The sequence below is a fragment of the Flavobacterium sp. UBA2787 genome (assembly GCA_002352205.1).
Classification (GTDB): domain Bacteria; phylum Bacteroidota; class Bacteroidia; order Flavobacteriales; family Flavobacteriaceae; genus Flavobacterium.
The window spans coordinates 358932-372091 of the sequence record DEHZ01000015.1 but is presented as its reverse complement, the minus strand read 5'-3'; the positions used below and the strand labels follow the sequence as shown (position 1 = coordinate 372091).

Genomic DNA, 13160 nt, shown 5'->3' with positions numbered 1-13160 from the left:
AAAAGTATATATCAAATTGTATTTCAAAACATTAGTAAACTAAACAAATCACAAAAAACACAAAAAGGCTTTTAATTTTCTAAGCTATTCCGTAGATTTGCATAAATTTTTAGCTAATATAACTATTTTATAAATGAGTACACAAACATTGCCATTTGTAGCGTATAAAGTGAAAGATATTTCGCTTGCCGCTTGGGGAAGAAAAGAAATTGAATTGGCCGAGGCCGAAATGCCGGGCTTAATGGCTCTTCGCAGAGAATATGGCGATAGTCAACCATTAAAAGGAGCTCGTATTGCAGGTTGTTTGCACATGACAATTCAAACGGCTGTTTTGATTGAAACATTAATCGCTTTAGGTGCAGAAGTTACTTGGAGTTCATGTAATATTTTTTCGACGCAAGACCATGCTGCTGCTGCAATTGCTGCTGCCGGAATTCAGGTGTATGCTTGGAAAGGATTAAACGAAGTTGATTTTGATTGGTGTATCGAGCAAACCTTATTTTTTGGAGAAGACAGACAGCCATTAAACATGATTTTGGATGATGGTGGAGATTTGACTAATATGGTTTTTGATAAATATCCAGAATTGATTAGTGGAATCAAAGGTCTTTCTGAAGAAACGACTACCGGTGTTCACCGTTTGTATGAAAGAATGAAAAACGGAACATTACACATTCCTGCCATCAACGTGAATGACTCGGTTACTAAATCGAAATTTGACAATAAATATGGTTGTAAAGAATCTGCAGTTGATGCTGTTCGTCGTGCAACAGATATTATGTTAGCCGGAAAAAGAGTAATCGTTTGTGGTTACGGTGATGTTGGAAAAGGAACTGCTGCTTCGTTTAGAGGTGCAGGTTCTATCGTAACTGTAACTGAAATTGACCCAATTTGTGCTTTACAAGCTGCAATGGACGGATTTGAAGTGAAAAAATTAGAAACTGTTATCAAAACAGCTGATATCATTATCACAACAACCGGAAACAAAGACATTGTGGTTGGAAAACATTTTGAACAAATGAAAGACAAAACCATCGTTTGTAACATTGGTCACTTTGACAATGAAATCGACATGGCTTGGTTGAACAAAAATCACGGTAGTTCAAAAATTGAAATTAAACCACAGGTTGACAAATATACGATTGCCGGAAAAGACATTATCATCTTAGCCGAAGGTCGTTTAGTTAACTTAGGTTGTGCTACAGGTCACCCAAGTTTTGTAATGAGTAATTCATTTACAAACCAAACGTTAGCTCAAATTGAATTATGGAACAATAGTGCCGCTTACAAAAACGAAGTGTATATGTTACCAAAACATTTAGATGAAAAAGTAGCCGCTTTACACTTAGAGAAATTAGGCGTTGAATTAGAAACATTAAATGTTGAGCAAGCTGCTTATATTGGTGTGGATGTTCAAGGACCTTATAAACCGGAGTATTATAGATATTAGTAGTAAGATTTTAGTAGTAAGTACTAAGACTTTGAAATTTAAAATTACCCTTGCTGAAAAGTGAGGGTTTTTTTGTTTAAACTTGTACTATGATTTTAAAAATTAAAATGTATTTCCTAGTTGGTTTTTTATTTATAATTTCTTGTTTTTTATCGGGTTGTAAATCTATGGATTCAGATGTTATTTATAAAAAATGTATCGTAGATAAAACTCAACAAAAATTAACCGAAGGTTATGGAATTGAAAAAGATATTTTCAACTTACTTGAGGAAGCAGAATTATCTTTATTAGAAAGTAAAATAATTCAAAACATAAGCAAAGAAAGTTATCTAAAATTAACCGAAATAATTTTTAATGATGATGAAATTTCAAAAAAAATAACAGCAACTATCAAGACGAATGTTGATGATAATTTTTTTGATTTACTTTCTCTAACTACATTAGATTTTTATTCCTCTTGTCCAGAAGAAGTTTACAATAACGAAACTGAGGATGCTAGAAAGAACATCTTAAGAAAACGATTTACTATATATGCAAATCTAATGGCTGATGGTTATAAAAACCAGCAAAGCATTGTCGCTTTAATAAATAACTCTGAAAAATTTTCTGAAATAGAACGACTTGTTATTCTTCATTTAATTTTGATGAATGTATCTAATTAATAATTAAAAAAACCAAAAAACCCATCTCTTTCGAAATGGGTTTTATATTTTGAAGTAAATTCTAAATTATGCTTCAAAAGGAATAACAGATACAAATGATTTGTTATCACCTTTTTTCTGAAACTTAACAACTCCGTCAACTCTTGCATGTAAAGTGTGATCTTTACTAATGTAAACGTTTTCTCCCGGATTATGTTTAGAACCTCTTTGTCTTACTATGATATTTCCTGCAATAGCTGCTTGACCACCATAAATCTTAACACCTAAACGTTTCGATTCTGATTCTCTACCATTCTTGGAACTACCGACACCTTTCTTGTGAGCCATGATGTTAGGGTTTTATAAGTTAATATTAAAATTAAACAGCTCTACCGCCATTTAATTCATCTTGTAATTTTTTTAATTCATCCATTTTGCCATCAGCAGCTAATTGTGCTTGTTGAGCCCAAGTAGTTGGATCTAAATGTGATACTTTAGCGTCAGATGCTTCTAAGATAGTTTTAACATCATCCGCTTTAGATTTTGCTAATTTAGCAAAAGTAGTTATTCCGGCAGCAGCTAATACTTCAGCAGCAACTGGTCCAACTCCTTCAATAAGCGTTAAATCATCAGCTGATTTAGTTGCTTTTGGAGCTTTAGGACTTTCAGATTTTGCAGCCGCTTTCTTTGTTCCTGAAGCTAAAATACCTTCCACAACAATTTGCGTAAATGACTGTCTGTGTCCGTTTTTCTTTTTGTAACCTTTTCTTCTTTTCTTTTTGAAAACGATTACTTTATCACCTTTTAAGTGTTGTAACACTTTGGCTTCTACTGAAGCTCCTTCTATAGCGGGGGCGCCTATAGTAACTGTTCCATTATCGTCTAACAACATCACTTTATCGAAAGAAACTTTGCTTCCTTCTTCAGATGCTAAACGGTGAACAAATACTTTTTGGTCTTTGCTTACTTTAAATTGTTGCCCTGCTATCTCTACGATTGCGTACATAACAATGTGTTTTTAATTAATTTTTAAGTTTGCAAATATACAACTAATTATGAATCACACAACTTAAACTTCAAAATATATTTATCTCAAAAAAAATATGGCATTCCTGATTGATTTTTTTAATAAAAATTGAAAAAAACTGTAACAAAATCCCGAAATTGCATACTTATTTAAAAGCAAAAAAATAAATAACTAATTTTTATGAAAAAATCTTTAATGGCTTTAAGTTCAGTTCTTATGCTTGGAGGTACAGTTTCTGCTCAAAAAGTAGAGTTCGAACATTACACGCTAAATAACGGTATGCATGTGATTTTACACCAAGACAATTCGGCTCCGGTGGTTATTACATCTGTAATGTATCACGTAGGTGCAAAAGATGAAAATCCTGAAAGAACAGGTTTTGCTCACTTTTTTGAGCACCTTTTGTTTGAAGGAACACAAAACATCGGACGTGGTGAATGGTTTAAAATTGTAACCGGAAACGGAGGAACAAACAACGCAAACACTTCAGACGACAGAACGTATTACTACGAAATCTTCCCATCAAACAACTTAGAATTAGGTTTATGGATGGAATCAGAACGTTTATTGCACCCTGTTATTAACCAAATCGGTGTAGATACGCAAAACGAAGTTGTAAAAGAAGAAAAACGTCTTCGTGTTGACAATCAACCTTACGGAAATTTAATTTCTGAAGTAAAAAAGAATATGTTCACTAAACATCCTTATCGTTGGGCAACCATTGGTTCGATGGAACATTTAGACGCTGCCACTTTAGAAGAATTTCAAGCTTTCAACAAAAAATATTATGTGCCAAACAACGCAACTTTGGTTGTTGCCGGACAATTTGATCCTGCTCAAGCAAGAGCTTGGATTGACAAATATTTTGGTGTGATTCCTAAAGGTGCTCCGGTAACGAGAACTAAAGTGGAAGAAGCTCCAATTACACAAACTATCAAAGCTCGTTTTGAAGACCCGAACATTCAAATTCCAATGGTTGTTGCTTCTTACAGAACCCCATCAATGAAAACAAGAGATGCTCGTGTTTTAGATATGATTTCTACACTTTTATCAGACGGAAAATCTTCTCGTTTATACAAAAAATTAGTTGATGACAAAAAAATGGCTCTACAAGTAGGTGCATTCAATTTTAGTCAAGAAGATTATGGTTTGTATATTTTATACGGATTACCAATGGGTGGAAGCACTCCTGAAAATTTAATGACAGAAATTGATGAAGAAATCGTAAAACTTCAAACAGAATTAATTTCTGAAAAAGAATACCAAAAATTACAAAACATTTACGAAAATCAATACGTAAACAGCAATGCTTCTGTGGAAGGAATTGCAGGAAACTTAGCTACTTTTCACATGTTATATGGTGATGTTAATTTAATTAATACTGAAATTGATATCTACCGTTCTATAACAAGAGAGGAAATTAGAGAAGCTGCAAAAAAATTCCTAAATCCAAATCAACGTTTACTATTAGATTACGCTCCTAAATCAGATAAAGCTCAAAATTAAGATATCAATCATGAAAAAAATAGTCATTATAGCAACGAGCTTGTTTATTTCACTTTCTATGCAAGCACAAGATAGACCTCAACCAAAACCGGGACCGGCTCCTAAAATAAATATTGGTAAGCCACAAACTTTCGAATTGAAAAACGGATTAAAAGTTTTGGTGGTTGAAAACGATAAACTTCCAAGAGTTTCATACAATCTAACCATCGACAATGCACCGTATACTGAAGGTGCCAAAAAAGGTGTTTCAGATTTAACAAGTAGCTTAATTGGAAACGGAACAAAAACCATTTCAAAAGATGCTTTTAACGAAGAAATTGATTTCTTAGGTGCAAGCATTAATTTTGGATCTAATGGAGCTTATGCAAGTGGTCTTTCAAAATATTCTAAAAGAATTATGGAACTAATGGCCGATGGTGCATTAAACCCTGTATTTACACAAGAAGAATTTGACAAAGAAAAAGCAAAACTAATTGAAGGATTAAAATCGGAAGAAAAAAGTGTTCCTGCCATTGCTGGACGTGTTCAAAGAGTATTGGCGTATGGAAAAAATCATCCAAACGGAGAATACTTAAGCGAAGAATCTATTAACAAAGTTACTTTAGCAGATGTTAGTCAAAACTATGCTACCTATTTCACACCTCAAAATGCTTATTTAGTAATTGTTGGTGATGTAAAATTTGCAGAAGTAAAAGCTAACGTTGAAAAATTATTTGGTACTTGGAAAAAAGGAGTTGCTCCACAAGTGTCTTATTCTGATCCAAAAGATGTTCAATACACACAAATTAACTTTGTTGATGCTCCAAATGCAGTTCAATCAGAAATTGCTGCTGTTCATATTACTAACTTAAAAATGACTGATAAAGATTATTTTGCTGCAATTGTAGCAAATCAAATTTTAGGTGGTGATTTTAACAGTTACTTAAACATGAATTTAAGAGAAGCTCATGGTTGGACCTATGGTGCTCGTTCAGGTTTAAGAGGAAACAAATACACATCAAACTTTAGTGCAACTACGCAAGTTAGAAATGCAGTTACCGATAGTGCTGTGGTTGAAATTTTGAAAGAAATCAAACGCATTAGAACAGAAAAAGTATCTGAAGAAACCTTGAAAAACGTAAAAGCGGGTTACATCGGTAAATTCGTAATGGATATTGAAAAACCGGCTACTGTTGCTCGTTATGCTTTGCAAACTAAAACACAAGGTTTACCGGCAGATTTCTATGAAAACTACATCAAAAACATCAATGCAGTTACAGCTGATGATGTGTTGAGAGTTTCTAAAAAATATTTCTTAGCCGAAAACTTAAGAGTGGTAATCGTAAGTAAAGCAGGCGATGTTTTACCAGGCTTAGAAAAATTAAACATTCCAATCTTCTATTTTGATAAATACGGAAACAAAGTTGAAAAACCTGAGGAAAAAAAGGTAAGTGCTGATGTTACAGCTAAATCTGTTTTAGAAAAATACATCGCTGCTGTTGGTGGACAAAAAGCCGTTTCTGATGTAAAATCATTGTTTTTAACCGGCTCTACAAATGTTCCGGGACTTCCTGCTCCATTAGCTTACACAAATAAAACAGATGCTTCTGGAAAATTAATGATTGAATTAACCATGAGCGGAATGAGTATGATGAAACAAGTGGTGAATGGAAATACCGGATTCATGGCTCAACAAGGGCAAAAGATGAATTTAGAAGGAGATATGTTGGAAGACATGAAAGGACTGGCTCATCCATTTCCTGAAGTTAATTTACTTAAAAAAGAGGGAATTACTTTAAAAGGAATTGAAAGCCAAGACGGTAAAGAATGCTATGCTGTTGTAAACGGTAAAACAACAAGTTATTATGAAGTAGCTACCGGATTAAAAGTAGCTGATGTAACAGCAACTCCGCAAGGAAGTAGTGCAATTACTTATAAAGATTACAGAGATGTAAAAGGTTTAAAAATTCCTTATAACTATGTGATGAATGTTGGTTTTGATTTAGATATCAAAATTAGCGACATCAAAGTTAATGAAGGTGTTAGCGAAGCTGATTTTCAATAATCAATAAAAAATAATTTTTAAAAGAGACTGTCAGCAATGGCAGTCTTTTTTTTAAACTGATTTATAAAAAGCTGAAACTTCATTTTTAACCGCTAAGAACACAAAGGAATTCGCTAAGAACACAAAGACGCTTCGCTTTAATGGAACACAGATTACACTGATTTAAATGATTTTCGCTGATTTTGATAGCATAGCTATAATGGATGAAAACAGATTCGTTTAATGGAACATTTTCTTTATTAGCACATACCAACCTGAAACTTCAAACCTGAAACCTGAAACAAAACAACGTATCACTTCTTAGCCGAAAGATAAACCCCAAACATAATGATAGCCGCACCCAAAAACTGAATAGCAGTCAAACTTTCATTGTCAACCAAACCCCACATAAAGGCAACAACCGGAATTAAATAAGTAACTGAAGAAGCAAAAACAGGCGATGATATTTTAATTAATTTATAAAATAAAATATTCGCCAAAGCAGTACCAACCACTCCCAAAATAACAATATAACCAATCACACTTTGTGTTTCCTGAACTTGAACTGCTTCAAAAAAACCGGAGAAATACAAAACAATAGAAGCCGGAATCAACATCACAATAAAATTTCCGGTGGTGATGCTTAACGGATTTAAATCAGACAAATACATTTTAATAAAATTCACATTCATGGCATAACAAACAGAAGCAATAACTAATAAGATAGCATAATTATAATTCTGTTCCGGATGATTTGCGGCTCCATTCAAAATCAACAGAGCACTACCGATTAAACCAATAAATACTCCATAAATCTGGCGGCGTTGAAAATCTATTTTAAATAATAAAATCCCCAACAATAATGTATTTAACGGCGTGAGAGAATTCAAAATAGCACTCACCGAGCTACTAATCTCTGTTTGAGCATACGAAAACAAATACACCGGAATAAAAGTGCCAAAACAGGCAGTTAATGCCAAATATTTCCAATGGCGAAGCTGAATTTGCTTGATACTATTAAAACCAATAATCAACAAAAACAAACCTGCAAAAACCATTCGTAGCGAACCCAGTTGAAAGGGCGTTAATCCAACCAAGCCTCTTTTAATCAAAATAAAAGAACTCCCCCAAACGAGAGCCAAAATCACTAAATAAACAAACCGTAACTTCTTATTTTCCATGGATAATTTTTCGCGTCACAAAACTCCGTTAATTTTGGCAAATAAAAAGCGAAAAAAATGTTATTTTTGTAATGCTTTATAAATAAAATTTATATCACTCATTTTAAACAATATAACTATGAAATTCACGCAAACAATCGCAGCCATCGCTTTAACAACATTAATGATGGTAAGTTGCAAAAAAGAAGCAACAGAAAACACCGAAAATGCAACTGCTACTACTGAACACACACAAGATCAGCCGGCTCAATTGGCAACAGCTTCGTTCACGGTAGAAGGCATGCATTGCGAAGTGGGATGTGCCGGACATTTAGAAAAAAAATTAGCCAAACTTGATGGTGTTCAAAAAGCAGAAATCGATTTTGAAGCCAAAAAAGCAACTATTGAATATGATACCAATGTGCTAACACCTGAAGTATTGGTTCAAACTGTAGAAAATGCAGCCGACGGAAAAACCTATAAAGTGTCAGATGTGGTAAACACTGCCGACAAAGCAATGCTTTTTAACAAAGACAAAAAGAAAAAGAAAGCTAAAAAAGAAGAAGCTGCAAAAGAAAACACCACGGAAGAAAAAAAATCATGTTCTTCCGGAGAGAAAAAAGCGTGTTGTGCTACTAAAAAAGCAGAAACACTATAGTTCACTAAGCACAATCACTACCGCATAAACCTTTGTCAGAAGTAAACTGACAAAGGTTTTTTTTATGCCCAAAACCCACCTACTACTATCTCTAAAAAACGCACAATTCTCACAAAAAAATCATTTAACAAGAATAAGCTTCCTAATGCCAATTTTTCAACCATCCTCTCTCAAGCCTTGCTTTTACTCATAAAAATTACTTTTTCACAATTTTAAAAAAAATAATTTTAAACTAAATCAATCTAAGAATGCTATATATTTTTATAGCTATACATTTACAATCAACTGTCCCAAATAAACAACAGTTCGCCCCAATTTATGCATAAACTATTACTATTGGCAACTTCGGTTGCCCTAACTTGTCTTGTTACCCAAGCAAACGCACAAGCTCCCGTACTCGGAACCTCCTCTTCTTTTGCTCTTTTCTCCACCAATGGTGCAGTGAGCAACACTGGACTTTCACATCTAACTGGAAATGTAGGAACAAACAACGGTCCTAACAACAACTTCGGAAACGTAGATGGTGTTATGCACAATTCAAACGGCACAACAGCCGCTGCTGCTGCAGACCTAACAATTGCCTACAATCAATTGGATGCGGCAATCCCGAACTTTTTCCCATCATCTTTGTTAGGCAATGGCGAAACACTTGAACCTGGAACCTATTTCATTGGCGAAAGTGCTTCATTAAATAACACCCTAACCCTTGATGCTGATGGAGATGAAAACGCAGTATTTATTTTTCAAATCGAAGGTTCGTTCTCATCGGCTGCCGGATCACAAGTTATCTTAACCAATGGTGCCTTAGCCTGCAATGTTTTCTGGAAAATAGAAGGACTTGTTGACCTTGCTACTAACACGTCTATCAAAGGGACAATTGTGGCAAACAATGCCGCCATCGTTTTCAATAGTGGCGTATTGTTAGAAGGTCGTGCATTATCTACCACAGGTGCCATAACAGTATCTGGTGTAACTGTAACAACGCCATTAGGATGTGGAACGCTTGAACTAACAGGCCCTGTTGCTCCACCCCTTAATTCAGTTGCTTGTTATACTGTGTTTTCCGGAAATGGAGAAGTAACCAATACCGGAATATCATTCGTAACCGGAGACATCGGAACTAATGTTGGATTAACAACCGGTTTTCAAGCCGAAAATGTAGACGGTACCATTCACCCAAACCCGGATGTATCTACTGCACAATGTGCTGCCGATTTAAATAACGTTTACACCTACCTAAACACCCTTCCGGTAGATATCGAACTATTATTCCCTGCTGCATTTGGTCAAGACCTCGTGTTAACACCACATACCTATCTAATGAATGCTGCTACGGTATTAACCGGAACAGTCATTCTAAACGCACAAGATAATCCGGATGCTGTTTTTGTTATCAAAATCAATGGAGCTTTATCTACATCTACTTATGCCACTGTAGAATTAATCAACGGTGCAAAAGCAGAGAATGTGTTTTGGAAAGTGGACGGTGCTATCAACCTTAATGATTATGCCGACTATAAAGGAACAGTTATTGGAAACAACGGAGCAGTAATCCTTAATTTAGGTGTAAACATCGAAGGTCGTGTATTAAGCACAAGTGGCGGAATAACCACGTTCGGAATTAATGCCGAAATGACACCGGGTTGCGATAACCTAAGCACACCATCAACCACTGCAGCAAACAATGCCGCAAAATTGTACCCGAACCCGTTCTCGTCTTCATTAACAATAGACTTAGCCGGAATAGATGCAAGTTCTTCTGAACTTACGATTTATAACACCTTAGGAGCATTGGTTTATAAAACAGAATTAACACAAAATAATACTGAATTATCATTGAACCTTCCAACCGGAATATACTACTACAGAGTAGCCACGTCCAACGGAGCTGATCAAACAGGTAAATTGGTTTCTAAACAATAAAAAGATTTTAGAATAAAAAAGCCCTGCCAAATGGCAGGGCTTTTTTATTTCGTGCATTTTAACAATACTCTACTGACGTTCAATTATCTACATTTGAATTTATCTAAAAAAACTATTTTTTTGATAGTATATGTTATTTTTAAAAACTATTTTTATCCCGCTACAACAATAAAGTTGTAGTTATACTAAACCCCAAGTCATGTATAAACTTCTACTATTGGCAACTACGGTTGCCTCACTATGCTTTGTCACCCAAAGCAGAGCACAAGCTCCCGTGCTTGGAAACGTGTCTTCTTTTGCACTTTTTTCATCAAGTGGTAATGTGAACAACACGGGTCTTTCTCATCTAACAGGAAATGTTGGAACCCACAATGGATCGATTAATAATTTTGGAAACGTGGACGGAGTATTGCATGACACTGATTCTACATCAGAAGAGGTAGCAAATTCACTTACGATTACATGTATCGAAATTCATGAAACTGATCCGGAATTTTTCCCGGAACCCGAATTAGGCGACGGACAGATTCTTGTAGCTGGAACCTACTTTATAGGAGAAAGCACAGTTTTAAACAACACCTTAACCCTTGATGGAGAAGGAAATTCCGATGCCGTATTTATTTTTCAAATACAATCGCCACTTTCTTCAACGGAAGGAGCACAAGTGGCTCTTGTTAATGGTGCACAAGCGTGTAATGTGTTTTGGTTAGTAGAAGGCAACATAAATCTTGCTGCTAATACAATAATGAAAGGCACACTTATTGGGTATGACACTTCCATTGTTCTAAACAGCGGAGTAGAAATAGAAGGTCGTGCAGTTTCTACCTTAGGTACCATTACGGCTACCGGAGTAACAGTAAGAATACCGCTGGGCTGTGGAGCACCTCCACTCACCGGACCTCCCGCTCCGCCATTAAACACAATTACATGTTACACTCTTTTTTCAGGAAATGGTCAAGTAACCAATACAGGTGATTCGATTTTAACCGGAGATGTAGGAACAAATAATGGAGCAACAACCGGTTTTCAAACTGAAAATGTAACCGGAACCATCCATCATGCTCCAAATGCATCAACGGCACAATGTCATACCGATTTGAATGCGGTATATAGTTACGTAAACTCTATTCCGATAGATATATTATTGCACCAACCATCAGCATTAGGGAATGATCTTGTTTTAACACCTCATGCCTATCACATGTCGTCGGCGGTATTAACCGGAAAACTTACCTTGAATGCACAAGGCAATCCCGATGCGGTTTTTATTATCAAAGTCAATGGAAGTCTTACTACTGCAACCGATGCTGTTATAGAATTAATAAACGGTGCACAAGCCAAAAATGTTTTCTGGAGGGTAAATAGTACCATAACGTTAAACGAAAACACCAGTTTTAAAGGAACCCTCATTTCAAACAACGGAGCCATTACTCTGCATCCGGGTGTGGAAATTGAAGGACGGGTGATGAACCGAAGTGGTGGCATCACTACCAACAGCATCACCGCTGCAATTACGCCGGGTTGCGAACTATTAGGAATCACTACCACTACACAAAGAACAGCTAAACTCTACCCTAACCCATTTTCCTCTGCGTTAACGATAGACTTAGCGGAAGTTGATGCTGCTTCTTCTGAACTTACAATTTATAACAGTTTAGGAGCACTTGTTTTGGCAACAACATTACAACAACACTTTACCGAATTACCCATGAACTTACCAACAGGAATCTACTATTATCGAGTAGCTACTGCCAATGGAGTTGTTCAAACCGGTAAATTGGTTTCTAAACAATAAAATGATATTTGATATAGAAAACCCTGCCATTTGGCGGGGTTTTTTGTTTTGCTTACTTTATCAGTCACCTTTTACAACAACGTTCCATTTTACTACCTTACAAAAAAGGAATTTATCTCTATTTAACATAATGTTTTTCATACACTACTCATACAGTATCCCTACTTCAGATAGGGCTTTGGTATTTAGGGGAAGGCAGTTGTTGGTTGTCTGTTGTTGGTTGTCTGTTGTTGGTTGTCTGTTGTTGGTTGTTGGGATTATTGTAGTTGGTCATTTTGAAATCTAATTTGGCGATTGGTTGGGCTATTTTTTACTTTTTTTTTGCATATTTTGAGGTTGTGTGGTGGAAAAAATTGGTTTTATTGTGGTGCATTTTTTTCTTTTTCTTTTTTTGTTATTTTTTTTTGGTTTTAAGAGTTATCTATCTGATTGTTTGTTGTTTACTATGGTTATTTAGGGTGTTGGATTCTAGAATCCAGTACCCCAAATTCGGGAATTCGGTAGTGCTTTGTTTGTGTAGTTGCTTGGAGGTGGTTAGTTTTGTCTTGTTCTGCCGTTGGGATGGGATTTGTTTTTTTGATCGATTTAGCCGAATCATTTTTGATTTATTTATATGCCGATACCAGGCTGCGGTGGACTTGATTTTTATTTGCCATACAGTGCTTGTTAGTTAGAAAAGACTGCTCTTTGGAGTGGTCTTTTTTTTAATGGGTCAATGGGGCGATGTGTCAATGGGGCGATGGGGTGTTTGGATTGTGGACAGAGGGATTTGGGTTGCTTTTTTTTTAACCGCGAAGGTCGCAAAGGAGGTCACGGAGGGCACTAAGACGCTTCGCTTTTATTATTTCTCACGGAAGGCAAGGAAGGCACAGAAGGGTCGCTACGCTTGGTTTTTGGAACACGGACCTGCCTGCCGGCAGGCAGGTTGAACGGATTTGCTCTGCAAAACGCGGATTTGAGCGGATTTTGATAGCTTC

The 13160-nt window shown here is 35.8% G+C and carries 10 protein-coding genes; 7 read left to right on the top strand and 3 right to left on the bottom strand.

Annotated features, from left to right (window positions below):
• Positions 1–133 precede the first annotated feature (133 nt).
• Both ahcY and B4N66_RS14715 read left to right on the top strand, forming a co-directional pair.
• On the top strand, positions 134–1450 hold the full coding sequence (ahcY, locus tag B4N66_RS14720) for an adenosylhomocysteinase (protein WP_291095773.1): 1317 nt from the start codon (positions 134–136) through the stop codon (positions 1448–1450).
• Positions 1451–1539: 89 nt separating this feature from the next.
• Positions 1540–2112 (top strand): hypothetical protein, encoded by a 573-nt coding sequence (locus B4N66_RS14715; RefSeq protein WP_291095772.1) that lies wholly within the window; start codon positions 1540–1542, stop codon positions 2110–2112.
• 66 nt (positions 2113–2178) lie between these two features.
• Here the strand turns inward: B4N66_RS14715 and rpmA are convergent, their stop codons facing one another.
• Both rpmA and rplU read right to left on the bottom strand, forming a co-directional pair.
• Positions 2179–2439 (bottom strand): 50S ribosomal protein L27, encoded by a 261-nt coding sequence (gene rpmA / locus B4N66_RS14710; RefSeq protein WP_248435982.1) that lies wholly within the window; start codon positions 2437–2439, stop codon positions 2179–2181.
• Positions 2440–2470: 31 nt separating this feature from the next.
• Positions 2471–3097, bottom strand: coding sequence for a 50S ribosomal protein L21 (rplU, locus tag B4N66_RS14705; RefSeq protein ID WP_291095771.1), 627 nt, complete (start codon positions 3095–3097; stop codon positions 2471–2473).
• A 201-nt stretch (positions 3098–3298) separates the two neighbouring features.
• Between rplU and B4N66_RS14700 the strand changes: the two genes are divergently transcribed.
• A complete protein-coding gene (locus tag B4N66_RS14700) occupies positions 3299–4624 on the top strand; it encodes a M16 family metallopeptidase (protein WP_291095769.1) in 1326 nt (441 codons plus the stop codon).
• Between the two features lie 10 nt (positions 4625–4634).
• Positions 4635–6668 (top strand): M16 family metallopeptidase, encoded by a 2034-nt coding sequence (locus B4N66_RS14695; protein WP_291095767.1) that lies wholly within the window; start codon positions 4635–4637, stop codon positions 6666–6668.
• Positions 6669–6961: 293 nt separating this feature from the next.
• Here B4N66_RS14695 and B4N66_RS14690 read toward each other — a convergent pair whose 3' ends face one another.
• Positions 6962–7828: a DMT family transporter gene (locus tag B4N66_RS14690; protein ID WP_291095765.1), complete on the bottom strand. Its 867-nt coding sequence runs from the start codon at positions 7826–7828 to the stop codon at positions 6962–6964.
• Between the two features lie 118 nt (positions 7829–7946).
• Here B4N66_RS14690 and B4N66_RS14685 point away from each other — a divergent pair, with 118 nt between their 5' ends.
• From B4N66_RS14685 to B4N66_RS14675, 3 genes are all read left to right on the top strand, one after another.
• Positions 7947–8465: a heavy-metal-associated domain-containing protein gene (locus tag B4N66_RS14685; protein WP_291095763.1), complete on the top strand. Its 519-nt coding sequence runs from the start codon at positions 7947–7949 to the stop codon at positions 8463–8465.
• Between the two features lie 318 nt (positions 8466–8783).
• Entirely contained in the window at positions 8784–10388 is a 1605-nt protein-coding gene (locus B4N66_RS14680; protein WP_291095761.1) for an ice-binding family protein, read from the top strand.
• Positions 10389–10587: 199 nt separating this feature from the next.
• Positions 10588–12183 (top strand): ice-binding family protein, encoded by a 1596-nt coding sequence (locus B4N66_RS14675; protein WP_291095759.1) that lies wholly within the window; start codon positions 10588–10590, stop codon positions 12181–12183.
• Positions 12184–13160: the final 977 nt, after the last annotated feature.